This window comes from Lentzea sp. HUAS12 (assembly GCF_024125735.1).
GTDB classification, from domain to species: Bacteria; Actinomycetota; Actinomycetes; order Mycobacteriales; family Pseudonocardiaceae; genus Lentzea; species Lentzea albida.
In genome coordinates, this window is sequence record NZ_CP099738.1 from 6,048,892 (window position 1) to 6,075,829 (window position 26,938).

At 69.4% G+C, this 26,938-nt stretch carries 29 protein-coding genes; 11 read left to right on the forward strand and 18 right to left on the reverse strand.

Annotated elements, in window-relative coordinates:
- Positions 1-229: 229 nt before the first annotated feature.
- From ND450_RS27440 to ND450_RS27450, 3 genes are all read right to left on the reverse strand, one after another.
- Positions 230-829: a hypothetical protein gene (locus tag ND450_RS27440; protein WP_253321466.1), complete on the reverse strand. Its 600-nt coding sequence runs from the start codon at positions 827-829 to the stop codon at positions 230-232.
- A gap of 37 nt (positions 830-866) precedes the next feature.
- Positions 867-1,634, reverse strand: a complete 768-nt coding sequence (locus ND450_RS27445; protein WP_253321467.1) for a DUF3396 domain-containing protein — start codon at positions 1,632-1,634, stop codon at positions 867-869.
- A gap of 144 nt (positions 1,635-1,778) precedes the next feature.
- A complete protein-coding gene (locus tag ND450_RS27450; protein ID WP_089909803.1) occupies positions 1,779-2,975 on the reverse strand; it encodes an acyl-CoA dehydrogenase family protein in 1,197 nt (398 codons plus the stop codon).
- Between the two features lie 203 nt (positions 2,976-3,178).
- Here ND450_RS27450 and ND450_RS27455 point away from each other — a divergent pair, with 203 nt between their 5' ends.
- Positions 3,179-3,553: a DUF4190 domain-containing protein gene (locus tag ND450_RS27455; protein ID WP_253321468.1), complete on the forward strand. Its 375-nt coding sequence runs from the start codon at positions 3,179-3,181 to the stop codon at positions 3,551-3,553.
- 2 nt (positions 3,554-3,555) lie between these two features.
- Here ND450_RS27455 and ND450_RS27460 read toward each other — a convergent pair whose 3' ends face one another.
- The 4 genes from ND450_RS27460 to ND450_RS27475 all read right to left on the reverse strand — a co-directional run bounded on the left by ND450_RS27460 (position 3,556) and on the right by ND450_RS27475 (position 6,622).
- A complete protein-coding gene (locus tag ND450_RS27460) occupies positions 3,556-3,732 on the reverse strand; it encodes a hypothetical protein (RefSeq protein ID WP_177229561.1) in 177 nt (58 codons plus the stop codon).
- A 144-nt stretch (positions 3,733-3,876) separates the two neighbouring features.
- Positions 3,877-4,536, reverse strand: coding sequence for a DUF4276 family protein (locus ND450_RS27465; RefSeq protein WP_256557315.1), 660 nt, complete (start codon positions 4,534-4,536; stop codon positions 3,877-3,879).
- On the reverse strand, positions 4,533-5,618 hold the full coding sequence (locus ND450_RS27470) for an AAA family ATPase (RefSeq protein WP_253321470.1): 1,086 nt from the start codon (positions 5,616-5,618) through the stop codon (positions 4,533-4,535). The genes ND450_RS27465 and ND450_RS27470 overlap by 4 nt, the downstream gene beginning before the upstream one ends.
- Positions 5,619-5,662: 44 nt before the next feature.
- Entirely contained in the window at positions 5,663-6,622 is a 960-nt protein-coding gene (locus ND450_RS27475) for a CoA ester lyase (protein ID WP_089909794.1), read from the reverse strand.
- A gap of 242 nt (positions 6,623-6,864) precedes the next feature.
- Between ND450_RS27475 and ND450_RS27480 the strand changes: the two genes are divergently transcribed.
- The 5 genes from ND450_RS27480 to ND450_RS27500 are packed head-to-tail and all read left to right on the forward strand — an operon-like array spanning position 6,865 to position 10,232.
- Positions 6,865-7,200, forward strand: a complete 336-nt coding sequence (locus ND450_RS27480) for a hypothetical protein (RefSeq protein ID WP_253321471.1) — start codon at positions 6,865-6,867, stop codon at positions 7,198-7,200.
- Complete coding sequence (locus tag ND450_RS27485) at positions 7,197-8,030, forward strand: aminoglycoside phosphotransferase family protein (protein ID WP_253321472.1); 834 nt, start codon at positions 7,197-7,199, stop codon at positions 8,028-8,030. The genes ND450_RS27480 and ND450_RS27485 overlap by 4 nt, the downstream gene beginning before the upstream one ends.
- Before the next feature lie 15 nt (positions 8,031-8,045).
- Positions 8,046-9,299 (forward strand): magnesium transporter MgtE N-terminal domain-containing protein, encoded by a 1,254-nt coding sequence (locus tag ND450_RS27490; RefSeq protein ID WP_253321473.1) that lies wholly within the window; start codon positions 8,046-8,048, stop codon positions 9,297-9,299.
- Complete coding sequence (locus ND450_RS27495) at positions 9,292-9,777, forward strand: DUF1003 domain-containing protein (protein ID WP_253321474.1); 486 nt, start codon at positions 9,292-9,294, stop codon at positions 9,775-9,777. The genes ND450_RS27490 and ND450_RS27495 overlap by 8 nt, the downstream gene beginning before the upstream one ends.
- Positions 9,774-10,232, forward strand: a complete 459-nt coding sequence (locus ND450_RS27500) for a hypothetical protein (protein ID WP_253321475.1) — start codon at positions 9,774-9,776, stop codon at positions 10,230-10,232. The genes ND450_RS27495 and ND450_RS27500 overlap by 4 nt, the downstream gene beginning before the upstream one ends.
- On the opposite strand, the gene ND450_RS27505 is transcribed toward ND450_RS27500, so the two are convergent.
- A complete protein-coding gene (locus tag ND450_RS27505; protein ID WP_089909778.1) occupies positions 10,222-10,620 on the reverse strand; it encodes an NUDIX domain-containing protein in 399 nt (132 codons plus the stop codon). The two genes, ND450_RS27500 and ND450_RS27505, sit on opposite strands and share 11 nt — an antisense overlap.
- Positions 10,621-10,624: 4 nt before the next feature.
- Positions 10,625-11,092: a MarR family winged helix-turn-helix transcriptional regulator gene (locus ND450_RS27510; RefSeq protein WP_089909775.1), complete on the reverse strand. Its 468-nt coding sequence runs from the start codon at positions 11,090-11,092 to the stop codon at positions 10,625-10,627.
- A gap of 103 nt (positions 11,093-11,195) precedes the next feature.
- Here ND450_RS27510 and ND450_RS27515 point away from each other — a divergent pair, with 103 nt between their 5' ends.
- Positions 11,196-12,341, forward strand: coding sequence for an Mrp/NBP35 family ATP-binding protein (locus tag ND450_RS27515; RefSeq protein ID WP_253321476.1), 1,146 nt, complete (start codon positions 11,196-11,198; stop codon positions 12,339-12,341).
- Between the two features lie 237 nt (positions 12,342-12,578).
- Here the strand turns inward: ND450_RS27515 and tatB are convergent, their stop codons facing one another.
- The 4 genes from tatB to sigE all read right to left on the reverse strand — a co-directional run bounded on the left by tatB (position 12,579) and on the right by sigE (position 15,668).
- The gene (tatB, locus tag ND450_RS27520; protein ID WP_089909769.1) at positions 12,579-12,953 is read right to left on the reverse strand and encodes a Sec-independent protein translocase protein TatB; all 375 of its coding nucleotides are present in this window, start codon (positions 12,951-12,953) and stop codon (positions 12,579-12,581) included.
- Positions 12,954-12,970: 17 nt separating this feature from the next.
- Positions 12,971-14,491, reverse strand: a complete 1,521-nt coding sequence (locus ND450_RS27525) for a S1C family serine protease (protein ID WP_253321477.1) — start codon at positions 14,489-14,491, stop codon at positions 12,971-12,973.
- A gap of 65 nt (positions 14,492-14,556) precedes the next feature.
- Positions 14,557-15,090, reverse strand: a complete 534-nt coding sequence (locus tag ND450_RS27530) for a zf-HC2 domain-containing protein (RefSeq protein WP_253321478.1) — start codon at positions 15,088-15,090, stop codon at positions 14,557-14,559.
- Complete coding sequence (gene sigE, locus ND450_RS27535; RefSeq protein WP_082374044.1) at positions 15,087-15,668, reverse strand: RNA polymerase sigma factor SigE; 582 nt, start codon at positions 15,666-15,668, stop codon at positions 15,087-15,089. The genes ND450_RS27530 and sigE overlap by 4 nt, the downstream gene beginning before the upstream one ends.
- 219 nt (positions 15,669-15,887) lie before the next feature.
- On the opposite strand from sigE, the gene ND450_RS27540 reads away from it, so the two are divergent.
- The gene (locus ND450_RS27540; protein ID WP_253321479.1) at positions 15,888-16,520 is read left to right on the forward strand and encodes an O-methyltransferase; all 633 of its coding nucleotides are present in this window, start codon (positions 15,888-15,890) and stop codon (positions 16,518-16,520) included.
- Between the two features lie 52 nt (positions 16,521-16,572).
- Here the strand turns inward: ND450_RS27540 and glgC are convergent, their stop codons facing one another.
- Positions 16,573-17,787, reverse strand: coding sequence for a glucose-1-phosphate adenylyltransferase (gene glgC, locus ND450_RS27545; RefSeq protein ID WP_089949641.1), 1,215 nt, complete (start codon positions 17,785-17,787; stop codon positions 16,573-16,575).
- Positions 17,788-17,875: 88 nt separating this feature from the next.
- On the opposite strand from glgC, the gene glgA reads away from it, so the two are divergent.
- Positions 17,876-19,027, forward strand: a complete 1,152-nt coding sequence (glgA, locus tag ND450_RS27550; protein WP_089910538.1) for a glycogen synthase — start codon at positions 17,876-17,878, stop codon at positions 19,025-19,027.
- 1,332 nt (positions 19,028-20,359) lie between these two features.
- Here the strand turns inward: glgA and ND450_RS27555 are convergent.
- Positions 20,360-21,604, reverse strand: a complete 1,245-nt coding sequence (locus ND450_RS27555) for an MFS transporter (protein ID WP_253321480.1) — start codon at positions 21,602-21,604, stop codon at positions 20,360-20,362.
- A 52-nt stretch (positions 21,605-21,656) separates the two neighbouring features.
- On the opposite strand from ND450_RS27555, the gene ND450_RS27560 reads away from it, so the two are divergent.
- Complete coding sequence (locus tag ND450_RS27560; RefSeq protein ID WP_253321481.1) at positions 21,657-22,550, forward strand: LysR family transcriptional regulator; 894 nt, start codon at positions 21,657-21,659, stop codon at positions 22,548-22,550.
- Here ND450_RS27560 and ND450_RS27565 read toward each other — a convergent pair.
- From ND450_RS27565 to ND450_RS27575, 3 genes are all read right to left on the reverse strand, one after another.
- Complete coding sequence (locus ND450_RS27565; protein ID WP_253321482.1) at positions 22,532-24,130, reverse strand: membrane dipeptidase; 1,599 nt, start codon at positions 24,128-24,130, stop codon at positions 22,532-22,534. The genes ND450_RS27560 and ND450_RS27565 overlap by 19 nt on opposite strands.
- 78 nt (positions 24,131-24,208) lie before the next feature.
- On the reverse strand, positions 24,209-25,660 hold the full coding sequence (locus ND450_RS27570) for a M17 family metallopeptidase (RefSeq protein ID WP_253321483.1): 1,452 nt from the start codon (positions 25,658-25,660) through the stop codon (positions 24,209-24,211).
- Between the two features lie 96 nt (positions 25,661-25,756).
- Positions 25,757-25,924, reverse strand: coding sequence for a DUF3117 domain-containing protein (locus tag ND450_RS27575; RefSeq protein WP_065914675.1), 168 nt, complete (start codon positions 25,922-25,924; stop codon positions 25,757-25,759).
- A gap of 209 nt (positions 25,925-26,133) precedes the next feature.
- Here ND450_RS27575 and ND450_RS27580 point away from each other — a divergent pair, with 209 nt between their 5' ends.
- Positions 26,134-26,931: a PaaX family transcriptional regulator C-terminal domain-containing protein gene (locus tag ND450_RS27580; protein ID WP_253321484.1), complete on the forward strand. Its 798-nt coding sequence runs from the start codon at positions 26,134-26,136 to the stop codon at positions 26,929-26,931.
- Positions 26,932-26,938 lie beyond the last annotated feature (7 nt).

Consider the following 26,938-nt stretch of genomic DNA (forward strand, 5'->3'; position numbering starts at 1 on the left):
GCACGGCGGCGGTTGAACAAGGTGGGCCCCCAGGCTCGCGCATGTCCCCCGACGACACGCGAACTAAGTTATGTCGGCGTGAAGCGTGACTGACGAACCCTGAGATACCTATAGGCCGAACGGGTGAGGAGCATCACGCGTGAGCGAAACGTGAGTTCGGACATTCCGGACATGCACTCGTCATTTGACGCCAGCAGACGAGCGTTACATAGAACGTTTGTTCGATTGCTTAGCGCATGAATGCGAGCTCGAACCGGTGCGCGAAGGCGCGGTACGAACGCGCGTAGACGTCACGGCTGTCCGCGACCCTCTCCCGCTCCTTCTTCAGCACCTCACCGGCGGCGGCCGCGTTGCCGTTCAGCACGTGGATGATCGCGAGCTTCCGCGCCCGCTCGAAGTCGAGCAGCGTCTCGGGCTTCGCGACGAGCTCACGGGACAGCGCGTCCCACTTCGCGTGCTTGTCGACGTACGGCTTGCCGTACTTCAGGAACGTTGTCACCAAAGAGGAAGCGGTGGCGGCGTGGTCACCACCCGAGGCGAAGTTCCAGTGCCACACCGGCTTCTCGGGCATCAGGGCGCCGAGAGGCGCAGAAACCATTGGCGTGGTGGGGATTCCCACGCCGAGGGTGCGGCAGATCTCGTCGTAGCGCTGGAAGCAGACGCCGACCAGCGGGGTGAGGTCGAGCTCGCCCGCGATGCCGAAGCCGAGCCAGCCGGAGACGCCGTCACCGCGGTCCTGGAGCCAGACGTGGCCCCGCCGGACGAAGCCCGTGGGGCGCAGTGCGGTGTCCACGGCGAACAGCGCGTCGGTTTTCGGTGAAGGCCTCACGGACGACAGGGTCCCAAACGATGACGCATCCCGCCCGTCAGTGCAGGACGGGGCCCATGAACTCGGCCAGTTTGCGGACCATGTCCGGTGGCACCTCGTCCAGGTGTTCGGTCAGTTGCAGGAGGATGCGGCCGCCACCGAGGTTCTCGACGGCGAAGCACGGTGCGGTCGCGGTCACCTCCTGCACGCCTCCCAGGGCGGCGACCTGGCGTGGTCCCAGCAGCGTCGCCCAGTGCGGGCCGCGCGAGAGTTCCGCGGCCATGAAGAGCGACTCGTCGAGGCCCACGCCGACGGCCACCTCGTGCGCGGTGCGCACGCCCACGCGGTCCAGCGTGATCCAGCCGCCGGACGCCCTCGTCAGGGTGGCGCCCGCACGGAAGGCGGAGAGCCAGTCCTGTTGCACGACATGGGAGATCCAGCCGCCGAACAGCGAGCGGGAGGCCGTGACGACGACCTGGTGCGGGAACGCCGGATCGTCCTTCAGCAGCACCTCGGCGGTCCAGCCGTCCTCGACGAGGGGCAGCCCCTGGGAGTCGAGCTGGACGAGTTGCACGCGCAGGAACGACGGCAGGTCCCGCAGGGCCGCCGACCACGCCGGGAGGGTGAACTCACCCGAGGAGAGCAGCAGGCGGGCGTAGCCCGGCGGGCCCCACGGGGTCGTGTCGGAGGGCTTGTAGTCGCGGGCCACGGCCACCAGTTCCTCCACCGACGCCGGGCAGAGGGGCGCGAGGAGGTCGGTGAACACGTCACCGATCCACTTGGCCAGCGCTGGACGGTCGACACCGGAGAACGTGTCCAGTTCCATGCGGACGACGTGTGGCGGCGACACAGGTCTGGGAAGAGTCAGGTCTGAGCTCAAAGTGAGCGAACCTTATGACTCACCGGGAGAAACCGTTAGGGGCCAGTCCCGTGAAAGATTGGCCCCGAACGGGGGAACGTCGGAACGTGACTAGCCGCGTGACTGGTAGTCGCGGAGCAGGCCCCGCGAGATGATCGTCTTCTGGATTTCCGAGGTGCCCTCGCCGATCAGCAGGAACGGGGCCTCGCGCATCAGGCGCTCGATCTCGTACTCCTTGGAGTAGCCGTAACCGCCGTGGATGCGGAACGACTCCTGCGTCACCTCGGCGCAGTACTCGGACGCGATGAGCTTCGCCATGCCGGCCTCGACGTCGTTGCGCTGACCCGAGTCCTTCAACCGCGCCGCGTTCACCATCATCAGGTGCGCGGCCTCGACCTTGGTGGCCATCTCGGCGAGCTTGAAGGCGATGGCCTGGTGTTCGGCGATGGCCTTGCCGAACGTCCTGCGCTGCTGCGAGTAGTCGATCGCGAGCTCGAAGGCGCGGATCGCGATGCCGCACGCGCGGGCGGCCACGTTCACGCGGCCCACCTCGACGCCGTCCATCATGTGGCGGAAGCCCTGGCCCGTGACGCCGCCCAGCACCTGGTCGGCGGCGATCTCGAAGCCGTCGAACACCATCTCGGTGGTGTCGACGCCCTTGTAGCCCATCTTGTCGATCTTGCCGGGGATCGTGAGGCCCGGCACGACCTCGCCGTAGCCCTCGGGCTTCTCGACCAGGAACGTCGTAAGGTTCTGGTGCGGCTTCTCGGCGCCCTCGTCGGTCTTCACCAGCACGGCCGTGAGGTTCGACGTGCCGCCGTTGGTCAGCCACATCTTCTGACCGTTGATGGTGTAACCCGCGTCCGACTTCGTCGCGCGCGTGCGGATCGCGGCCACGTCGGAGCCGAGTTCGGGCTCGGACATGGAGAACGAGCCGCGCACCTCGCCCGCGGCCATGCGCGGCAGGTACTTCTGCTTCTGCTCGGGCGTGCCGTGCTGCTTGAGCATGTGCGCCACGATGAAGTGCGTGTTGATGACACCGGAGACGCTCATCCAGCCGCGCGCGATCTGCTCGACCACCAGCGCGTAGGTCAGCAACGACTCACCGAGGCCGCCGTACTCCTCGGGGATCGTCAGGCCGAAGAGACCCATCTCCTTCATGCCGTCGACGATGTCGGCGGGGTACGTGTCGCCGTGCTCCAGCGTCTGGGCGTGCGGGATGATTTCCTTGTCCACGAACGTGCGAACGGTCGCGAGGATTTCTTCCTGGATGTCCGTGAGACCCGCGGTCTGGGCGAGGCGCGCCATCGCACTTCCCTTCCGAAGCAAGAGTTACCGGCGAGTATGGACCGGTTAACGCTCGTTTGCGACCGGGGTGTGCTCTCCGCAACAACACCGGTGCCCGCTGTACCGAAACAGCATCGCTGACTAGTCGAATCGCACACCCGCAGGCGACGGACGGCGCGTCGAGACCTTAAGATCCCCGCTCAACACTTCCAGGGGGAGCCGCGATGACGTACGACCCGTACAACCCGAAGCAGCCCGGTGATCCGTACGGCCAGCAGCCCTACGGCCAGCCCGGCCCGTACGGCCAGCAGCAGCCCATGTACGGCGGCTACGGATACGTGCAGCCCAAGCCCCAGACGAACGCGATCCTCGCGCTGGTCCTGTCGTGCGTCGGGTTCGTCACCTGTGGCGTGACGTCGATCGTCGGCGTCATCTTCGGCCACATCGCGATGGGGAAGATCAAGCGGGGCGAGGAGGACGGGCACGGCATGGCGGTCGCCGGTCTGATCGTCGGCTACCTGGTCATCGCCGGCTGGCTGGCGTACGCGGCGTTCATCATCATCGCGATCATCGCGGCCGCGAACTCCACGACCTACTGAGCTCAGCCCGCGAGGGCGATCTCCAGGGCGCCACCGCAGTGGCGGCAGACGTCGGCGAACACGTGGACGTCGGCGGAGCATCCGGGGCAGCTGCGGAAGCTGCGCTCCAGCAGGTCGTCTTCGCGCCGCTTGAAGAGCCTCAGCCGTCTGCTCGTCTTGCCGTTACTCGAACGTGACATGCCGACGAGCATGCGCCCACCCAGGGGTCGCAGCGCAAATCCCGGTGACGGATTGTGCGCCACTTCACCAGTTTCGAACGCAACCTGTGACGGTCGACCACGTCGGGTGACATTCGTGGTGAAATGGCGCACAATCCGTAACGATCACTCGAGCGACCGAAGCCACGCGTCCAAGTGAGGACAACGAGCCCTCAAGCGATCAAGGCCCAGCTCCTCGATCGCGATCGGACCGTCCGAGGTCTTGGCATAGCCCGAGCAGTACCGGAGGAGCCGCTTCGAGGGCGCGGTCAGCGGACCGTCGTTCACCAACTCGGGTCCGCCGGCGAGTTCTTCGTCCTTCCGGAGCCGCTCGGCGACCTCAGGGCCGTGCAGCAAGCCGAGCTCGTTCGCGGCGGCGAAGACCCATGCTTCCAGCTCGTGCAACACCAGATGAGGCCGGAAGCGGTGATCGCCGATCTCCGCGGCGAATGCCTGCTCGACATGCTCGACGCGGGCATGAGCGTCACCGGCGGGGCGGTTTCGCATGCCGGGGAAGTCAGCGGGCAGGCCGTAATAGTCGAACAGTGTGGTCAACACGGTGATGCTCGTGTCGCCGAGCAGTAGACGAACATCCGTTTCCACCTGTTTCCAGGTGGAAATCCCGCCCTTGTGACTGGGGCCGCCGGCAGGGCGTTTCGTCTTCACCAACGAGGTCGTCACCGCCCAGCCGACCGACGACAGGTGCGGTCCCAACACGCCGTTGACCACGGTCTCCTCCGTCTGCCCCTCGACCAGGAGGTGCAGACGCCGATATGGCCCCGTCATGAGTTGCCGCTCGGCCTGCCACCGATGAGGTTCTTCTCCCACAGCTCACCGAGCGAATACTCCGCCAGCCACGCCTGCAACCGCTCCGCGTCCGGGCGGATGAAGCGCGAGCCACCGTCCGAACGCTCGACGACGATCAGATCGCCGAGCTCGAACTGGTTCATCAGCGTCACCGACTGGGTAGCGATGATCACCTGGCTGCTCACCGAAGCCCGGCGCAGCAACTCCGCCAGGTGCACGATCGCGTACGGATGCAGGCCAAGCTCTGGTTCGTCCAAAACCATCAAAGCGGGCGGATCAGGATGCAGCAGCAACGCAGCCAGACAAACGAAGCGGAGCGTTCCGTCCGACATCTGGTCGGCGGAGAACACCGCGTCGCTGTCCTTCTGACTCCACCTGAGCCGAATTCTGTCGCCTCGTTCAGACGCGAGCACGAAGTCGCGGAAGAACGGAGCCACGAGCCGGATGGTGCCGACGATGCGGCGATACGCGGCAGGATCTGCATCCCGCAGCGCCAGCAGCACAGCCGCGAGATTTCCGGCGTCATCGCGAAGCTTGATGTTGTCGGCGGTCGACACCATCTGCTTGACCGGTGCATCCCGACTCGTGTCGTGGAAGTGGTAGACCCGACAGCCCCGCAGGAGATCACTCACGTACGTAGCCACCGGCCGCCGAGTCTCCGAAAGCCGCGTTTCACGCTGCCCACTGCCGATCATCAGGTTCCAGGGCCGCTCATGGCTGGGATCGTGAAACTCGATGACTTCGCTCTCGAAAATGAGCTCGTCGCCAGAGGCCGGAACGAGCTTTGCTTCGTAAGCGTTCGGCGGTGCGTCCAGCCGAAGCCTGAGTTGCGACGACCCTCCGCCGTGGTGAAGGAGCGCCGAGGCACCGCCGTTGAGGCCGACGAAGAGGCCAAGCCGCTGTTCAACGATGCGTCCCAGCATCTCCAGCGCACGGATGAAGTTGCTCTTGCCCGCGCCGTTGGCTCCGACCAGAACGTTCAATCGTCCGAGTTCGACCGTGGCTGAGCGGATCGAGGTGTACCCCTCGATCTCGATCGATTTCAGCGGCCTGTCGGTCATACGCCCCACCTTAAGGCGCACGACCGACAAACCGCGTGACGGGATCAGTCCTCCGGCGGCGTCCAGACGTTCGCGCGCGACATGCCCGCGGCACGCCCCTTGCCGGAGATCACCAACGCCATCTTGCGCGACGCCTCGTCGATCATCTCGTCGCCGAGCATCACCGCGCCGCGCTTGCCGCCCGCCTCCGACGTGTAGAACTCGTACGCGTCGAGGATGTTCTCGGCGTGGTCGTAGTCGTCCTGCTTCGGGCTGAAGACCTCGTTGGCCGCCTCGATCTGGCCGGGGTGCAGCACCCACTTGCCGTCGAAGCCCAGCGCCGCGGAACGGCCGGCGACGCGCTTGTAGCCCTCGACGTCGCGGATCTGCAGGTAGGGGCCGTCGATGGCCTGCTTGTCGTGAGCCCGCGCCGCCATCAGGATCCGCATGAGGATGTAGTGGTAGGCGTCGCCGACGTCGTAGCCGGGCGGCTGCTCGCCGACGACCAGGGACTTCATGTTGATCGACGCCATGAAGTCGGCCGGGCCGAAGATGATCGTCTCGACGCGCGGGGACGCGGTGGCGATCGCGTTGACGTTGTTCAGGCCCAGGGCGTTCTCGATCTGCGCCTCGATGCCGATCTTGCCGACCTCGTAGCCCATGGTCTTCTCGATCTGGGTGATCAGGAAGTCGAGCGCCACGACCTGCTCGGGCGTCTGCACCTTCGGCAGCATGATGCAGTCGAGGTTCGCGCCGGCGCCCTCGACGACCTCGGTGACGTCGCGGTAGGTCCACTCCGTCGTCCAGTCGTTGACGCGCACGACGCGGGCCTTGTCGCCCCAGCCGCCCTCGTTCAGCGAGGCGACGATGGTCTTGCGCGCGTCCGGCTTGGCCAGCGGGGCGCAGGCGTCCTCCAGGTCCAGGAACACCTGGTCCGCCGGCAGCGTGCGCGCCTTGTCGATCATCTTCTGGCTGGAGCCGGGCACCGCAAGGCACGAACGACGGGGACGCTGCTGGTCGACCACTGGAGTACCTCCTCGTACCGGCCGGTAACTATCGCGCCACAGTGGCACGCATCGACTCCTGCCGCACATCCGCTGAGTCCGGATTCACAAACCCGAGTTCGCGTCGGTCGTCCGGTCAACCGCTCGCGGCGGATTCGGCGAAGCCCAATCCGCCGCGAGCGATTCGGCCGGACGGCCGACTTCCCGGCGAACTCGCCGCCGTCTGCGGAGCAGCGGCAATCCAACACTGGCAGTCTGAACCGGTGGAGATCACGCGAATCCTGGACGCGGCGCTGCGCAAGGCGGCGGCCGTCTGGATCACCTCACCCGGTCACGGGCCCCGTCTCGTGCACGCGCACTGGCGCGCCGACTCGCTGTGGGTCATCTCCGGCGGCACCGAACCGGAGGTGCCCCTGACCGACGGGGCGGAGGTCACCGTCACCGTCCGCTCCCCCAGCACGCACTCGCACCTCGTCGACGCGCCCGCCGTCGCCCACCTGACCGAGCCCGACGAGGAGACCGCGCAGGCGTTGAGGACCGCGCGGCTCAACACCAAGCCGGAGTGGGAAGCCGTGTACCGCCTGGAGTTCAGCGCATGATCACCGTGCCGGACGGGTTCGGCGAGGGCCTCGGCGACGGTGCCGGCGAGTGGGTCGCGAAGCTGCCGAAGCTCGCCACCAAGGCGTGTGCGCGCTGGCGGCTCGCCCCGGACGACGCGCTGATGAACGGCTTCTGCGCCGTCGTGCTGCCGGTGCGCCAGGCCGACGGGCACCCGGCCGTGCTCAAGCTCACCTGGGTCGACGCCGAGACCGAGCACGAACCGCTCGCGCTGAAGCTCTACGACGGCAACGGCGCCGTGCGGCTGCTGGACCACGACGCCGAACTGGGCGCGTTGCTGCTGGAACGGCTCGACCCGCATTCGCTCGACGACGAGCCGATCGACCTCGCGGTCGGCGTGATCGGCGACCTGCTACGCCGCCACCGCGGAATCCAGGCACCGGACGGGATCCGCCGGTTCGCGAGTTCACTGGCAGAGCACCCCGCCGTGCCGCGGACGTTGCTCGACGCGGCCCGCGAGGCCGGGACCAGGCCGATGGGCACGACGCTCGTCAACGAGGACCTGCACTACGAGAACGTGCTGCGCGGCGACCGCGAACCGTGGCTGGTGATCGACCCGAAGCCGCTCGCCGGTGATCCCGAGTACTGCATGATCCCGTTGCTGTGGAACAGGTTCGACGAGCTCGACGGCCACCGGGGGCTCACCGACCGGTTCCTGGCGATCTGCGACGCGGGCGAGCTCGACGCCGACAAGGCGCGGGACTGGACCCTGCACCGGGCCGTCGCCAACTGGATCTGGTCCCTGGAAGAGGATCTCGGTGAGATGGCGGCGGTCTGCGGTGAGATCGCCCGGTGGGCGGCCCGGACCTGATCTAGCCTGGGGGGTGTGGTGGCTGTGAACCGGGTCTTCATCGCTCAGCTGGCCGGACTTCCCGTGTTCGGCCCCGACGGCGAACCCATCGGCAAGGCCCGTGACGTCGTGATCAGTCTTCGCATCGACCGGCAACCGCCGCGCGTGCTCGGCATGGTCGTCGAGCTGGTGACGCGCCGGCGGATCTTCGTGCCGATGCTGCGGGTCACCTCGGTCGAGCCGAACGCCGTGACGCTCGCGACCGGGTCGGTGAACCTTCGGCCGTTCCACCAGCGCGTCAACGAGGTGCTGGTGATCGGCGAGCTGCTCGACGCCAAGATCCAGCTCGACGACGGCGGCTCGGCGGTCGTCGTGGACGCCGCGATGGAGCTGACCCGCACGCGGGACTGGCGCATGGTCCGCGTCGCCGGGCGGGAGCGCACCGGCCGGTTCAGCCTCAAGGGCCCGGTGCAGGTGTGGAACTGGGAGGACGTCGGCGGCCTGAGCGTCAACGAGATCGCGGGCCAGCCGCAGGGCGCGCAGCAGCTCGTCGCCGTCTTCGAGGGCATGCGCGCGGCGGACGTCGCGCACGCGTTGCACGAGCTCCCGCCCAAGCGCCGCCACGAGGTCGCGGACGCGCTGGACGACGAACGGCTCGCCGACGTCATCGAGGAACTGTCCGAAGAGGACCAGAAGGACGTCCTGTCGCACCTGGACGAGGAACGCGCCGCGGACATCCTGGAGGCGATGAACCCGGACGACGCTGCGGACCTGCTGGGAGAGCTGTCCGAGGGCACCAAGGACCGGCTGCTGGAACTGATGGAACCGGAGGAGTCGGCCCCGGTCCGGCGCCTGCTGGAGTACTCGTTCGACACGGCGGGCGGTCTGATGACCCCGGAGCCGATCATCCTCACGCCGGACGCGACGATCGCGGAAGCGCTGGCACGGGTGAGGAATCCCGACCTCACGCCCGCGCTGGCGTCGATGGTCTTCGTCTGCCGCTCCCCCTCCGCGACGCCGACGGGCCGCTACCTCGGCTGCGTGCACATCCAGCGCCTGCTGCGCGAACCGCCGTTCGACCTCGTCGCGGGCGTCCTCGACACGAACATGGCGTACCTGTCACCCGGAGCGTCGCTGAGCGACGTGACGCGCTACTTCGCCACCTACAACCTGGTGTGCGCCCCGGTGCTCGACGAGACCGAGCACCTGCTCGGCGCCGTCACCGTGGACGACGTGCTGGACCACCTGCTGCCGGCCAACTGGCGCGAGACGGGACTGAGCCATGCCTGAAGTACTTCCCCGGCGCAGACTGGACCAGCCGCGCGAGCCCCGCGGCTTCCGCGTGTCGATCGACCCGGACGCGTTCGGCCAGCTCTCCGAACGGCTCGCTCGTTTCCTGGGTACGGGCAAGTTCCTGTTCTGGCAGACGCTGATCGTCGTCGCGTGGATCGTCGTGAACCTCGTCGCCGTGTCGCTGCGGTGGGACCCGTACCCGTTCATCCTGCTCAACCTGGCCTTCTCGACGCAGGCCGCGTACGCCGCGCCGCTGATCCTGCTCGCGCAGAACCGGCAGGACGACCGGGACCGGGTGTCGCTGGAGGAGGATCGGGCACGGGCGGCGCAGACCAAGGCGGACACCGAGTACCTGGCCCGGGAACTGGCCGCGTTGAGGCTCGCGGTGGGTGAGGTCGCGACCCGCGACTTCATCCGCGGGGAGCTCGAGAAGCTCGTGAAGGAGCAGAACAACTTGAAGAAGGTCAGGCCTTGAAGGTCGAGGAGTTCCGCGACGTCGTCGCGTCGTGGCATGCCGACGAGATCACGGACGGCGACGTCGTGCAGGCCGCGGGCGAGCTGGTGGTCGCGGGTGTCGACGGTCCCGCGGTCAGCACGCTGGCCGCCACGTCGTTGCAGCACGCGCAGGAGGAGATGCCTCCGCTACTGGGCGACGCACTCGGTGAACTGGGGCTCGAACACCACGAGCACGGCACCGACGGCGGGCGGACGGAGGCCCTGCGGCTGATGGCCCGGCGCACGCTGGCCGGGCAGATGGCACCGCGTGAACTGGCGCGGTGGGTGCGCCGGAAGCTCGGGTCCTCGCTGCCGGAGGCGGAGAAGCTCGCCTACATGGACGGCGCGTACCGGACGCTGGACTACCGGCCGGGCCTCTCCGAGGCCGACGTCGACTTCCAGGTGATGGCGGAGGTCCGCCGCCTCACGAGCTGATCCGCCCGCTCGCGACCAGGTCGTCCAGCACCTCGTGGATCGCGGGCGCGGTCTCGGCGTGCTCGCGGTACTCGGCGCGGGTCACGTAGGTCATCTCGGCGATCTCGCCCGCGGGCCGGGGTGTGGCGAGCAGGCGGGCCGTGAAGCAGGTCATGTCGACCATCGCGCCTTCGCCCTCGCCGTACGCGGGTGAGACGTAGCGCTTCAGCCGCGCGGGTGCGTCCAGTTCGACGCCGAGCTCCTCGCGGACCTCGCGGCGGACGGCGTCCTCGGGGGTTTCGCCCGGCTCGATCTTGCCGCCGGGGAGGTAGAAGGCCTTCTTGTTGCGTGAGCGCACAACGAGGAGGCGGCCAGCCTCGACGTGCACGAGTCCCACCACCGTGATCATGCGATCACGGGAACACGTCGTCCGCGGCGAGCCGGTCGCACGTGCGGCCGAAGGCCTCGAGCTCACCGGGGCCGAAGCTCTCCCCGAAGTGCTCGGCGACGCCGGCGAGGTGGGTCGCGGAAGCACTGCGGAGGCGCTCGGCGCCCAGCGGTGTGAGCACGGCCACGATGCCGCGTCCGTCACCGTCGGCGCGTTCGCGCCCGACGAGACCGGCCCGTTCCAAACGGTCCACCAGGCGGGTCACGCCAGAGCGGGACAGCAGGACGGCATCGGCCAGTTCGGTCATGCGCATGCGCATGGAAGGCGTCTCGGCCAGTTGGACCAGCACGTCGTACGCCGCGAGCGATAGGCGCTGCTCAGCAATCAGTTCGGCCTCGAGGACCCTCGTGATCCGTGCATGCGCGCGGAGGAACGATCGCCACACCCCGAGCTCGACACGGGTGGGCAACCGGGAACTACCCGATTCCGGCACGGGCGTCGATGTTACGGACAGCTCCCCCGTGGCTACGACCTGGGCCTGTGGTGGAAAGTGACCGGCCGGTAGGACGGGCACGAACCGGACGTAGCATGGATCGGTGACCACCACGCAGCCCCTCCCCACCGTCGACGACGTCCGCAAGGCGCTCGCCGGTGTGCAGGACCCCGAGATCCGCCGCCCGATCACCGAGATCGGCATGGTCAAGGACGTCGAGGTCGGCGCGGACGGTGCCGTGGCCGTGGGCATCTTTCTGACGGTCGCGGGCTGCCCGATGCGGGACAAGATCACCAAGGACGTCACCGCGGCGGTGCAGGCGCTGGACGGCGTCTCGTCCGTGCGCGTCGACCTGGACGTCATGAGCGACGCCCAGCGCACCGAGCTGCGCAAGACGCTGCGCGGCGGCACCGAGGAGCCGGTCATCCCGTTCGCCCAGCCGGGCTCGCTGACGCGCGTGTACTGCGTCGCGTCCGGCAAGGGCGGCGTCGGCAAGTCCTCGGTGACGGTCAACCTGGCCGTGGCGATGGCCGCGCGAGGCCTGTCGGTCGGCATCGTCGACGCGGACATCTACGGCCACTCGATCCCCCGCATGCTGGGCGCCGACGGCCGCCCCACCCAGGTCGAGAAGATGATCATGCCGCCGCAGGCGCACGGCGTGAAGGTCATCTCGATCGGCATGTTCACCCCGGGCAACACGCCCGTGGTGTGGCGCGGGCCGATGCTGCACCGCGCTCTCCAGCAGTTCCTGGCGGACGTGTTCTGGGGCGACCTGGACGTGCTGCTGCTCGACCTGCCGCCCGGCACCGGTGACGTGGCCATCTCGGTAGCGCAGCTCGTGCCGAACGCCGAGATCCTGGTGGTGACGACGCCGCAGCAGGCGGCCGCCGAGGTGGCGGAGCGCGCCGGGTCGATCGCGTTGCAGACCCGTCAGCGGGTGGCCGGGGTCATCGAGAACATGTCGTGGCTGGAGATGCCCGATGGTTCTCGCATGGAGGTCTTCGGGTCCGGTGGTGGTGCGGCTGTGGCGGAGTCGTTGACCCAGGCGATCGGGTCCGAGGTGCCGTTGCTCGGGCAGGTGCCGCTGGACCCGCGGTTGCGGGAGAACGGGGACACCGGGACGCCGATCGTGCAGGCCGTGCCGGACTCGGCTGCCGCGAAGGTCCTCACCGAGGTGGCGACGAAGCTGTCCGTGCGGTCGCGTGGGCTGGCTGGGCGACTGTTGAACGTGTCGCCTGCTGGTCGCTGATTTTGCGGGTCAGCCTGCGTTGGCCGAGTCCTGTTCCAGCGGGGTGGTCACCTGGGTTGCGGGTGGTCACCTTGCTCGGGTGGTTGCTCGGGTCTTGACGAGCCGGGTCGAGTCATCGCCGCTGCGCGCCGATAGCGTGCGTGGTCGGGTTGGCACCGCACGTCACCATTACCGCTGATCAGAGCAGCGAGGTAGGGACGGCTCGGCTTCGCCGTTGCGTGGGGTGGCCGGCGTGACTCAGGTCGCGTCCGGGTCGTACGGCGGGCGCTCGCCCGGTGCCAGCGGGCGCTGTTCGGTGGCCGGCGGGGTCGACGGGGCCGGGTAGCCGTTGGACTTGGTCGGCTCCGGGTCTTCGAACAGGTGCTTGGTCACGGCGCGCTTCGGGTCGAAGTTGCGCAGCTCGCGGAGGTCTTCGAGGGGCTTGCGGAGCGACTCGAACTCCGGGCCCATCTCCTGCTTGAGCTGTTCGCGCGCGCCCGTCGCGTACTCGCGGACCTGCCTCACCGTCTTGCCCAGCCAGGCCGCGGCCGAGGGCAGGCGTTCGGGGCCCAGGATGAAGAGACCCGCGACGACGATGATGAGGATCTCTACCCATCCGATGCTGTCGAACACAGGTCCCAGCCTACTTCTCAGTCGCTCTTCAATGTCACGTCGAGTTTGAGTTCACGGCCTTGGCGCGCAAGCGTTACCTGCACCGTTTGCCCGATTTCGTGCTCGCGGACCGCCACGACCAGTTCCGCGGCGTTGCGGACCATGCGGTCGCCGACCCTCGTGATGACGTCGCCCTCCTGGATGCCCGCGGCCGCGGCGGCGCCGCCTGCCGGGACGTTCTGCACCTGGGCGCCTTCGGAGGTCTCGGCGGAGACGGACTTGACGTTCACGTTCATGTCGGCGTGCTTGACCTGGCCGCTGCGGATCAGCTCCTGGCTGATCTTGCGGGCCTGGTTGCCGGAGATCGCGAAGCCGAGGCCCACCGAACCGCCGGTCTCGGTGCGGATCGACGAGTTGATGCCGACCAGGGCGCCGCGCGAGTCGACCAGCGCGCCGCCCGAGTTGCCCGGGTTGATGGCGGCGTCGGTCTGGATCGCGTCGTAGGTGACCTGGGGGCCGCCGTTCTCGCCCGCCGCCGTCACGGGGCGGTGCAGCGCGGAGACGATGCCCTCGGTGACGGTGTTGGAGAGCTGCAGCGGCGAGCCGATGGCGATCACGCTGTCGCCGACCTGGAGTTCGTCGGAGTTGCCGAACTGCAGGACGGTCGGGTTGGTGACCTCGACCTTGATGACGGCGAGGTCGGTCTTCGGGTCGCGGCCGACCACGCGTGCCGCGGCGCGGGTGCCGTCGGTGAAGACGGCGCTGAGCTTCGCGGACGAGTCCTGCGCGGCCGGGGCGACGACGTGGTCGTTGGTGAGGATGTAGCCGCCGCCCTCGATGACGACGCCGGAGCCGACGCCCGCGACGTTCGCGCCCTTGAACTCGATCGAGACGACGCTGGGCGTGACGCGCTTCGCGATGTCGGAGATCGAACCCGCGGGGCGCTCCTTGCCCTGCGCGACCTCGGACAGCGTGACGGTCGAGTCGGTCAGCGGGTTGCCGGCGCGGCCGATCAGCCAGCCGACGAGGCCGCCGACGGCGCCGAGCACGAGTGCCACGGTGAGCAGCAACGCGAGGGCCGTCGGCTTCACGCGGCGGCCGAACAGCAGCTCGGGGACGCTCAGCTGGGGGCCGGGCTCGGGCTTGCGCTCGGGTTCGCCGGGGGGTTCCTCACCGACGGCGGGCGGGCCGATCACGGCACCGGAGGCCGGGTCGCGCCACGGGTCGCCGGCGGGCTTGTCGCCCCAGAACACGGGATCGACGTCCGGGTCCGGGTCGGACGTGGGCTGCGGCGGGCGCTGCAGGAGTTCCTGGGAGCCCTGGCGGCCGAACGCCGTCACGAGGGACTCGGGGGGCGGCGGCGCGGACTGGACCTGCGTCGCGGGCACGTCGCGCGAGGCGAACGCTCCGGCGACACCGGCCGGGCGGCCGAAGGCGGTGGCGGACGCGGGGTCGACCGGCGGCTGCACCAGTGGCCGGGGCCGGAGCCTGCGGTGTGCTCCGTCGTCCACTCCGGAAACGGGTGTGGACGTCTGGCCGTTGGGCGACTGCTGGCTCATCTCTCCCCGAATTCTCCGCTAGGAGTGCTGAACCACAGAGTGCCCGACGAGCGGTGAAATGGCTGTCAGGGGGTGGTCGCGAAGACCGCGCCGGCGTTCTGCGGCACCGGGGTGGGCGCGGGCGGCTCGCCGCCGTCGGCCGTGGTGAACGCGAGCGCGCTCAGCAACATGCCGCTCACGACGACACCGGCACCCTGACGGGCACGGCGGCCGCTGAACCAGCCGTTGCTGCCCAGGGGTCTCGACGACCCCAGCACCGGCCCGGAGCCGAACGCGGGCTTGTCCGTGCGCTGGACGGCGACGAACTGGCCGTCCTCCGTGATGGCGAGCCCGTCCGGAGCGGACGGCAGCTCGACCTCCTGGGGAATCGCTCCGAGCCTGTCCAGCAGCGACGCCGACGCCGTGGGCGCCGGTGCGGAGCGCACGACGGCGCGCGCCTGCTGCTGCGTGTAGGCCTCGAAGGCGCAGAAGCCGCAGCTCTGGATGTGGGCGGAGGCTCGTTCGTGGGCGGTCGAGGAAAGCTCCCCGTCCACGAACGCCACCACGGCATCCAGCGCTAGGTGCTGCTCAGGCAGTCCCCAACCACGGAGGTCGGTCATGCAGAGTCCTCCAGCAACGATTCCTGACGACGGCGTTCGAGCGCGACCTTCAGGGCCTGGCGGCCCCGATGGATCCTGCTCCTCACGGTACCCATCTTCACCCCGAGCGTGGCGCCGATCTCCTCGTAGGAGAGACCTTCCACGTCACAGAGCACGACCGCGGCGCGGAACTCCGGCGGGAGCTCGTCGAGCGCGGCCTGCAGGTCGGGGTCGAGGTGGTTCTCGTCGTAGATTTCCTCGGGGGACAGGTCGTCACCCTCGAGGCGGTCGTTGTCCTCGGGCAGCGCCTCCATGCGCACGCGGCTGCGCCTGCGTGCCATGTCGAGGAAGAGGTTGGTGGTGATGCGGTGCAGCCACCCCTCGAAGGTGCCCGGCTTGTACGACGCGAGCGACCGGAACACGCGGATGAACGTCTCCTGCGTCAGGTCCTCGGCGTCGTGCTGGTTGCCGGTCAGGCGGTACGCGAGCCGGTAGACCCTGTCCGCGTGCTCGCGGACGATGGCGTCCCACGAGGGCGGCGTCCAGTCGGCCGTCTCGATGGGCGCGACGGCCTCCGGCGAACTCGACTGCGTGCGCATCAGGTGTTTCGGCACCTCCATGTGGGCCGCCCGGCGACCCTTATGCGGCTCAACGGGCGACGGGTCCGGCTTGTTCCCGACTAGAGCCTGGCTTGTTGCTTCTGTACCTTCTCGTGCTCCCTTTAAACGATCGTGAGAGTGGGCTGAGAGCATCCTGAGAATCTCGGTTCGGGCCGCGTTCACCCGTTTTGGGCACGCTTGGCACTAACCTGCTACCCCGTGACCACGGAATCGGCCCTGCGGGAGTACGTCGAGCAGTACCTCCCCGAGGACGACGTGCACCTGGCGGCGCGAGCACGCGGCCAGGAACTGGGCTGCGTGCCCATCGGCGCGGGCGGAGGCGCCGCCCTGCGGTTCCTCGCGACCGCACTCCAGGCCCGCGCGGTGGTCGAGATCGGCACCGGAGCGGGCACCAGCGGCCTCTACCTCCTGGCGGGCATGCCCAAGTCGGGCATCCTGACCTCGATCGACGTGGCCTCGGAACACCAGCGCGCCGCCCGCGAGGCCTACGCGGCGGCGGGCATCTCCCCGTCGCGCACCCGCCTGATCATGGGCAAGGCACTCGACGTGCTCCCCCGGCTGACCGACGCGGCGTACGACCTCGTGTTCGTGGACGCCTACAAGCCCGAGTACCCGCAGTACCTGGAGCACGGCGTGCGCATGCTGCGGCCGGGTGGCGTCATCGCGTTCGACAACGTGCTGTGGCACGGGGCCGTGGTCGACGCCTCGAAGCGGGACGAGTCGACGCAGGCGATGCGGGACATCGCGCGCCTGGTGAAGGAGGACGCGCGGCTGGTGCCGGTCATCCTGCCGCTGGGAGACGGCCTGCTGGTGGCGGCCCGCCGCCCCTGAGACACGACGTGAGGTGGGATCCGAGCCGGATCCCACCTCACGAACGTTCGTCTCAGTAAGCCCTGACGCCCTTGCCGAGGACCGTGACCCCGCTCGCGGACACCGTGTAGCGCTCACGGTCCATCGGCGCGTCCACGCCGATCAAAGCCCCGTCCGGCACCACGACGTTCTTGTCCAAAATGGCCCGCCGAACCACAGCACCCTTGCCGATCCGAACCCCGGGCAGCAGCACGGACCCCTGCACCACCGACCCGACCTCAACAGTCACGTCGGACGAGATCACCGACCCGTGGATCTTCCCGGAGATGATCGACCCGGGCCCCACCATCGAGTCCTCAGCGGACCCACCCGCGATGAACTTGGCCGGCGGCAACGGCGGCGTGGCCGTCCGAATAGGCCACAACTGGTTGTACAAATTAAAAATCGGATGGACCGAAACCAGGTCCATGTGCGCGTCGTAGTAGGCGTCGATCGTCCCCACGTCACGCCAGTACCCGCGGTCCCGGTCGGTCGCGCCGGGGACCTCGTTGTCCTGGAAGTCGTAGACGTGCGCCTTCCCGCGGTCCACCAGCATGGGGATGATGTCGCCGCCCATGTCGTGGTCCGAGTCGGGGTTCAGCGCGTCACCGCGCAGGGCGTCGAGCAACGCCTCCGTCGTGAAGACGTAGTTGCCCATTGAAGCGAAAGTCACATCCGGGTCGTCCGGCACGTGCGGCGGCTCGGACGGCTTCTCCAGGAACCGGGTGATCTTCCCGGACGCATCGGAGTCGATGCAGCCGAACGCCTTGGCCTCGTTCCGCGGCACGCGGATGCCGGCGACGGTCACGGCCGCGCCCGACTCGACGTGCTGCGAGATCATCTGGCCCGGGTCCATCCGGTACACGTGGTCGGCTCCGAAGATGACCACGTGGTCCGGTTTCTCGTCGTGGACGAGGTTCAGCGACTGGAAGATCGCGTCGGCCGAGCCCGTGTACCAGCGCGGACCCAGTCTCTGCTGGGCCGGGACCGGGGTCACGTACTGACCGAGCACATTGGACAGGCGCCACGTCGTCGAGATGTGGCGGTCCAGCGAGTGCGACTTGTACTGCGTCAGCACGCAGAGCTTCGCGAGACCCGCGTTGACCAGGTTCGACAGCACGAAATCGACCAGCCTGTAGTTGCCCCCGAAGGGCACAGCCGGTTTCGCGCGGTCGGCCGTCAGCGGCCAGAGGCGCTTGCCTTCACCACCGGCAAGCACAATTCCGAGAACGTGCGGCTGCCCCTTCACGGTATGTGACCCTATCCGTGCGATCGTTCTCGAACCAGACGCAAACCGGTTCGTCCCAACAAGTACATCTGTGATCTACGGTGGGTGCGTGCGAGTTGCGCTGTTGACAAGGGAGTACCCGCCAGAGGTCTACGGTGGGGCTGGAGTGCACGTGGGATTCCTCGTGCCCCACCTCCGCAAACTCGTGGACGTCGACGTGCACTGCTTCGGTGCGCCCAGATCGGACGCCACGGCCCACAACCCACCGCACAGCCTGGAGCAGGCGAACGCGGCCCTCACGACGCTCGCGGTCGACCTGGAAATGGCGTCCGCGATCTCCACGGCGAACCTCGTGCACTCGCACACCTGGTACGCCAACATGGGCGGTCACCTGGGCAAACTCCTGCACGGCATCCCCCACGTGGTGACGGCGCACTCGCTCGAGCCGCGCCGGCCGTGGAAGGCCGAGCAGCTCGGCGGCGGGTACCGGATCTCCTCCTGGGCCGAGCGCACGGCCTACGAACACGCCGACGCGGTGATCGCCGTGAGCGAGGGCATGCGGGCCGACGTGCTCGACGCCTACCCCGCGCTCGACCCCGCCAGGGTGCACGTCGTGCGCAACGGCATCGACAGCAACGCCTACCACCCCGTCACCGAGACGGACGCGCTCACGGCGTACGGGATCGATCCGGCCAAGCCGATCGTGGCGTTCGTCGGGCGGATCACCCGGCAGAAGGGCGTCGGCCACCTCGTCGCGGCCGCGCACCACATCGACCCCGAGGCGCAGGTCGTGCTGTGCGCGGGGGCGCCGGACACACCGGAGATCGCCGAGGAGACCCGGCAGGCGGTCAGCGAGCTCTCCCAGGCCAGGCCGGGGGTGTTCTGGATCCAGAAGATGCTCCAGCCCGCCGAGGTGCGGCAGATCCTGAGCCACGCGACGGTGTTCGCGTGCCCGTCGGTCTACGAGCCGCTGGGCATCGTGAACCTGGAGGCGATGGCGTGCGGCACGGCGGTCGTCGCGAGTGACGTCGGCGGCATCCCCGAGGTCGTCGTGCACGGCGAGACGGGCCTTCTCGTCCACTACGACGAGCAGGATTTGTCGACATATCGACACCAGCTCGCCGAAGCCATCAACGACTTGATCACAGACCCCGAGCGCGCGAAGCGGTTCGGAACGGCCGGGCGAGCGCGGGCTGAGCAGGAGTTCTCGTGGTCCGCGATGGCGGAGCAGACGGTCGAGGTCTACCGCAGTGTGATCTGAGACACACTCGTCGGGGGCAACCCCGACGAGTGAGAGCCGCCTTTAACCAGTAGTGATGTTGTGGCTTCAACTGGTGAGGGGCGCGAGGACTGTGCGTGCTGCGGTACTGGGTCTGGCGGTCCTCCTGGCAGTGACGGGATGTGGCACGTCGGCCCCGGCCGGACAGCAGGCCGCCCCTCGGCTCACCGTGGACGGCAAGAAGCTCGCCGACGCCTCCGACCTGCAGGCGAACGCCGAAGCCCAGCTCGCCTACACCCTCGAGTACGGCTACGTGGCACGCGCGGGCGCCGCCGCCGTCAGCTGCTGGTTCGCGAAGACGGGCGTCGAGTCGGAGGTCGACAAGCGGCTGTGGTGCGGGCCCGTCCAGGTCCCCGGCACCGGCGCGGGCACCGACTGGGTTCCCGTCCCGCTGAAGGAAGTCACCAAGACGGATGACGAGGTCCGTTACGAAGTGCAGTCGCCGCAGGTGCCGGAGAAGGGCAACCGCAGCTCTCCCGGCGGGACGCTCGTGCGCACCGACGGCAAGGAGTTCGACCCGTCCAAGCAGCAGGACCTGACGGCCGGGCGCGACTTCCTGGCAGTGCTGCCCGACGACGGCAAGCGCTCCAACGTCGACCTCGGCCTCGGCGGCGCCGACATCAAGCTGCGCGACGACCTGCTCGGCACCGCCGTCACCGGCTGGGCCAACCCGGACGTCTGGTACACCGCCGAGGGCACGATCCGCGCCGAGTCCGGCTCACGGCTGCGCGTGGTCAGGATGAAGGTCGAGAAGCTCAACGAGACCGACAGCGGCTTCCACCGCACCAACTGGCAGGGATTCGCCCCGCAGCCGTCCGAGCTCGCGCTGGAGGTGCCGGGCAAGCGCCAGGTCCTGCCCGCCGACCGGCTGCCCGCGAACGGCTCTGTCTTCGTCGTCTACACCGTGCCGGATCCGCAGGAGGGCGCCGAGCACCTCGTCCTCGGCACGCTCGGCGCCAAGTCGCTCGAGCAGCGCGTCGAGGTCCCGTCCGGCAAGCGCGCCGGCACCCCGCCGCACGTGCTGCAGCGCGCCGCGGCACCCGGCCAGTTCCAGGAGCAGACGCAGAAGATCCGCTTCGGAGACCGCGAGCTCGGCATGAAGATCACCGGCGTCCGGCTCGGCCGCCAGCGCCCGGTCAAGCTCGGCGAGAGCCAGTACGACGTGGCCACGATCTCCGCGCCCGACAAGGCGTTGCTGGAGGTGCGGGTCGAGGCCTCGGGCGACCTCCCCGACACCGCCGGTGGACTGCTGACCAAGGACCTGATCACCGTCACGCTGCCGGACGGTTCGGCCGCCCCGCAGGTCGGCAGCCGCTACGACGGCGGCCCGCTGCCGTTCGCGGTCGTGGTCGAGATCCCGGCGGACACCCGCTCGGTCTCGGTCGGCATGGTCGCCGGCACGCTCGACCTGCCGAGGCTCGGCAGGACCGCGATCTCCCCCGTCGACTCGCGCGCGACCCTCGCCCTGGAGTTCTGAGCGAGCATGGCCGCGAGGGCCAGCCAGCCCAGGATCACGAGCACCAGCCCCGTCCAGCCCCACTCCTCGTACGAGGTGGCGCCGGACGTCCCGCCGACGCTGCTGCCCACGTAGAAGCCGGCGAGGTAGAGGCCGGAGGCCTGGCCGCGGGCGTGTTCGGGCGCTCGCGCGGCGACCCAGCCGCTCGCCGTGGTGTGCGAGGCGAAGAACCCCGCGGTCACGACCGCCAGGCCGAGCGGCACCCACAGCAGGCTCGCCAGCGCGCCGACCGCCACCACGCCGATGCACAGCAGCAGCACGCGGCCCCGGCCGAACCGGTCGGCGAGCCTGCCCGCGACGGCCGCCGCGGTGCTGCCGAAGCCGTAGAAGAGGAACACCAGCGTCTCGAGCCACGCCGGGCCGGACAGCTGGAACCCCGCCACGTTGTAGAACGAGATGAACGTGCCCACGAGCAGCACGGCGACGACGTACATCGACAGCAGCACCGGGTCCTTCAGCGCCGCCTTCATGCCGGCGGGCGCCCGCTTCGGCCGGGTGCTCGCCCTGGGCAGCAGGAACACCACGATCAAAGCGGCGACCAGCCCGAACACGCCGGCGAGCAGCACGGAGCCGCGCCACCCCAGCCAGTCCGACGTCATGCCGGCGACGAGACGCCCGGACATGCCGCCCAGGCTGTTGCCGGCGATCATCGCGCCCATCGCGGCGCCCAGCCGCTTCTTCGACAGCTCGTCCGCGAGGTAGGCCATGGACGCCGCGGGCACCCCGGCCGCGGCGACGCCCTGCAGCACCCGCAGGCCCAGGAACACGTCGTAATTCGGCGCGAACGGCAGCACGAGCCCGAGCACCGCCGCGACCAGCACGCTGACCACGATCACCGGCCGGCGCCCGACCCGTTCCGACAGCATCGCGATCGGCACGACCACGACCGCCAGCGCGAGCGTCGCCGCGGACAGGGCGAGCGAGGCGCTGCCCGGCCCGAGCCCGTAGTCGGCGGCGATCTGCGGCATGACCGGCTGCGGGGTGTACAGCAGCGCGAAGCACGCGAACCCCGAAGCGGCGATGGACGCGGTCAACCTGTTCACGCTTCTGACGCTAAGCCATACGTCCAATACGGAAATGAGCCACAATCGATCCGTGCATGAATCAGACCTGGCACCGAAGCTGGCGGTGCTGAAAGCGCTTGCCGCGGACGAGCACGTGACCCGCGTCGCAGAACGGGTCGGGCTGCCCCAGCCCACGGTCAGCCGCTGGATCGCCGAACTGGGTGAGCAGCTCGGCGCGCCGCTGCTGGTCAGGAGCGGCCGCCGGGTGCGCCTCACGCGGGCGGGCCGGTTGCTGGCCGAGGCGGCCACCCGGTCGCTGGCCGCGCTGGAACCGGGGCTGCGCGAGGTCGAGGAGGAGCTCGACCCGGAGAAGGGCCGCGTCGTGCTGGGATTCCTGCACATGCTCGGCCGCGCGATCGTGCCGGAACTGGTCCGCGGTTACCGCGCCGAGCACCCGCACGTGCGGTTCGGGCTCGTCCAGAACGCCCGTCAGGCCGTGGTCGACAAGCTCGTCAGCGGGGAGATCGACCTCGCGCTCGTCGCCCCGCCGCCCACCGGGCCCGAGTTCGAGTCGGTCGTCGTGTTCGAGCAGCCCCTGATCGTCGTGGTGCCGGCGGGGCACCGGCTCGAGTCCAGGAAGGCCGTGCGGATCGAGGACCTGGCCGACGAGGACCTGATCACCCTGGAACACGGCTACGGCCTGCGCCAGATCACCGACGACATGTGCGCCGCGGCCGGGGTCGTGCCCCGCTACGTGTTCGAGTGCCAGGAGATCGAGACCGTGCGCGGGCTGGTCGCGGCGGGACTCGGCGTGGCACTGCTCACCCACGCCGAGTTCGCGCCGCCTCCCGGCTTGCGGGAGCTGTCACTGACGCCGCGGACCGGCCGGATCTTCGGGCTCACGTGGTTGAGCGACAACCCGCTGACGCCCGCGGTCCGCGCGTTCCGCGACCACGCGCTGAGGACTCACGGCGTCCAGCGCTGAGTGCCCGACCACGTCCGCAGGTACGACTCGGCGCCCCCGAGCATGTCCCGCACGAGCTGGTCGCCGCCCAGCTGGCGGACCTTCTCGACCCAGTCCGGCAGCAGGCCGATGTGCGCGCCGCCGTCGACGTTGATGTCCCAGACCCGCTCGCCGGTGCGCTGCCGGTCGACCAGCGGGCCGTCCGGGTAGCTGCGGAACGGGTAGGTCACGCCGGTCTGCGGTGCCGGGTGCGAGCCCACGCCGTTGTAGTCGGAGCCGAAGCCGATGCCCACGTCGTACTTGCGCCGCAACGGTTCCGCGGCCGCGGCCTGCGAGACGTAGCCGCCGGGGTCGTTCTCGTAGCCCGCGACGAACCCGCCGAGCTGGTAGACCTTCTCGGTCCACTGGGCGTCCATCCAGCTGTGGCTCGACACGATGCCCGGGAACTTCGCCTGCGCGGCCAGGTCCAGCGTGCGACCGGCGGCCTTCACGCTCATGTGGTCGATCTCGATCATCATGTGCTTGCGCATCATCGCCTGCACCGCGTACTCGCCGAGCGAGGTCAGGCCGCGCACGTTGCACCGCTTCGCCGGGTCGTACTGCGGCGCGACGACACCCGCCGGGATCAGCGCGTTCGGGCCGACGGTGCCGATCGGGTTGTCCTGCTGCGGGCCCTTGCACTGCTCGGTCTGCCACCACTGGCCGGTGCGCAGGAACTGACCCGCGTTGATGACGCCGCCCTGCGTGCCCGAGTCGAACCGGACGCCGCACAGCGCGTTGTCGAACTTGTGGCACAGGAACGCGCTGCGGACGCCGAGCGCGTAGACCTCGTCCAGCCCCCGGTCGATGGCGGCCTTCGTGCACAGCGGGAGGTCGAGCAACGTCCGGCAGCCGAACAGCTCCGAGGTCTCGATGCCGAGCACCACGGCGAGCTTGCCCTGGGTGATCACGTCACGGGCCTGCTCGGCCGACGTGACGATGCGGAACCAGCCCTTGCCGGGCCCGCCGAACTGCTTGTCGATGAACGCCTGCAGCTCGTAGGTGCGCTGTGCCTGCAGCCGGACCGACGCCATCTCGTCGCAGCCGCGGTCCTTGAACGGGTGGATGATGCACAACGTCGCGTTGCTGGTCAGGTCGGTGACGAGCACGCGCTGGCCGCCCCGCCAGGCCCGTTCCAGCCAGGCGTAGTAGTTCTGCTGGTGCGAGACCGTCGTGTCGGACGGCCAGTCCTTGAACGTCGGCCAGCCCACCGGGTCGTGGCCGTCGAGGTCGCCCGTCACGATCGCCTCGAAGATCGCGCCGAGGCCCGCCGGGTGGTGCTCGGGGCAGTCCTTCAGCGCGTCCGCGACGCCCTGCTCCGAGAACGGCTTGCCGCAGATCAGCCTGCCGCCGAAGCCCTCGTTGGTCATGAGGTGGTTGTGCGCGTCGACGAGCCCGCGCACCCTGCCCTGGCCGTCCGTGCCCCGGAACGGCTCCCCCGTCACGTTGATCTGCGAGTCCGGCGCGGGCCGGGCGACCGGTTCCCACCACGGCGCGGCGGCGGTGGCAGGGGATAACGACGCGATGACCAGCGAGACGGCGAGAGCCAGGCGGAGTAACACGAGCGCTCCTCTACGACGTTGTGAAGGAGCTCACATCATGCCGTGGAACGCCGCCGTCTCGTATCGGTCGATCGTCGGTTAACGCGAATATTTTTCAGCCAGTTCGACCAGCGTCCGCGCGCCGAACCCGGTGGCGCCCGCGACGACCTCGTCGTAGACCTTCTCCGAGCGAGCGGGGCCCGCGATGTCGAGGTGCGCCCACGGCACGTCGCCCGCGAACTTCTGCAGGAACAGCGCCGCCGTGATGCCGCCGGGGCCGGGCGGGGTCTGCCTGTAGTCGGCGATCTCGCTGGTGACGGCGTCGACGTGCTCCTCCAGCAGCGGCATCCGCCACCACTTCTCGCCAGCGTTCGCGCCCGCCTCGACCACCTCGGCCGCCAGCGAGTCGGACGGGGTCAGCACCGCGCCCGTGCGCAGGCCGAGCGACACCTTCATCGCGCCGGTGAGCGTCGCGATGTCCACGAGCAGGTCGGGCTTCAGGTTCTTCACCGCGTACGCCATCGCGTCGGCCAGGACCATGCGGCCCTCGGCGTCGGTGTTCTGGACCTCGGTCGTCGCGCCGCCGTAGTGCCGCACGACGTCACCGGGCCGGTACGCCGAGCCGGAGACGTGGTTCTCGGCGCACGGCACGAGCCCGGTGACCCTGACCGGCAGCCCGCGCCGGGCCACGGCCAGCAGCGCGGAGATCACCGCGGCGCCGCCCGCCATGTCGGTGCGCATGAGGTGCATGCCGTCGGCGGGCTTCACCGAGATGCCGCCCGTGTCGAACGTGATGCCCTTGCCGACGAACACCAGGTGCGGGCCGGTGGTGCCGTAGGTCAGCTCGAGGAACCGCGGCGGGCGGGACGAGCCGCCGCCGACCGCCAGCACGCCGCCGAAGCCCTGCTGCGCCAGCCACTTCTCGTCGCGCACGGTCGCCGTCAGCCCGTCGACCCTGTCCGCGAGCTTCGCGGCGGTCGTGGTGAGCCAGCGCGGGTCCTTGACGTTGGACGGGGTGTTGGCGAGGTCGCGCGTGAGCGAGGTGGCGGTGGCCAGCGCGTGGGCCTTCAGCGCGGCCGACGTGAGCACCTCCTCGAACCCGGTGTCCGCGGTGACGAGGCGCAGCGAGCCGACGCGCTTCGGGGCGTCCTCCCCGGTGACCTTGAAGCGGTAGCCGCCGAGCGCCGCGCCCAGCACGAGGGCGCGCACCTTCTCGGTGTCGAAGTCCGGGGTCAGCAGGACGTCGGCCGTCTTCGGCGCGTCGTCGCCGCTCAGCGCGCGCACGAGCGCCGCGCCGGCGGTGCGGTAGTCGGCGGGCGTCCCGGTGCCGACGCCGAGCGTCCAGGTCTCGTCGTGGCGGACCGCCTCACCGGCCTTGCCGGTCAGGTCGGAGACGTCGATGCCGTCGCCACCCGGTCCGAGCGCCGGTCCGGTGGCGGCGAGCACGACCGCCGGCACGCCGCGGCGCGCGGTGGTGGCCACCTCGACGTCCACGAGCTTGGTGGGCACTGACGGAACCGTCGACGGCACGGCTGGACCTCCCTGTTGCATTGACGACCGCTCATTCTCGCCTGGGCCGAGAACGAAGCGATGCCCCGGTCTCCACTGTGGAAACCGGGGCTCAACACTGCTTCCTCGCCGGGTGCCTCAGCCGGCGGCGGCCTTCAGCGCGTCGCCCAAGGCGCTGGCCTCGTCCGCCGACATCTCGACGACAAGGCGCCCACCACCCTCGAGCGGCACGCGCATGACGATGCCGCGTCCCTCCTTGGTGACCTCGAGGGGACCGTCGCCGGTCCGGGGCTTCATGGCCGCCATCGCGTGCTCCCTCCGTCAACATCTTCCCCGTCCGGCCAGGCCGGATCTGCTCCATTCTCCCCTATCGCGACTCAGGGGCGAAACCGAACCGATCTTTTGGCGAGTCCGGGTGACAGTTGTCGATCTTCACTTGTGCCTGATCAACACCTGTTTTCACCAACTCACAACACTTTGGCCACCCTCGGACGTGTCGTGACAGACTGGGCCGGGTGCGAGCCCGTTCCGCGCTCTTCGACGTCTACGGCGGCCACCTTCGCGAACGCGGCGGCGCCGCCACCATCGCCGCGCTCGTCCGGTTGCTCGAGCCCCTCGGTTTCGCCGCGCCGGCCGTCCGCACGGCCGTGTCGCGCACGGTCAGACAGGGCTGGTTGCAGCCCAGCAGGCTGCCTGACGGGCCCGGATACGCCATGACACCCCGCGGGGAACGCCGGCTCGACGAGGCCGCTGCCCGCATCTACCGCACCGGGCCGTCCACGTGGGACGGTCGCTGGCACGTCGTGGTGCTGGAGGAGATGCCCGGCCGCGACTCGCGCGACCACCTGGCGTCGGAACTGCAGCTGCTGGGCTACGGCGCGCTCGGTCCTGTGACGTGGATCGCTCCCCGGCCGTCCTCCGGACTGGCCGACGTGCTGGCCGCCGGAGAAATCGCCGCACGAACTTTTCACGGTTCACACGACGGTGGCGACGCCGAGCTGGCCGCGAAGGCCTGGGACCTGGCCGAGCTGCGCCGCGACTACGCCGGGTTCGTCGCGCACTGGACCGAGAAGGTGTCCGTTGTGGACGAAACGGACGACGCGGCGGCGTTCGCGGCCTCGCAGCAGCTGCTGCACGCGTGGCGCAAGTTCCTGTTCCGCGATCCCGGTCTTCCTGCTGAACTGTTGCCACCGGACTGGCCGGGGCACGCGGCAGCGTCGTTCTTCGACGAACAGACCCTGCGGCTGGCACCGGGCACGAGTCGCTTCGTCGACGGGTGCCTGCGGCCGGTGCGCAACGTTTCCACTGCTTGATGGAGGT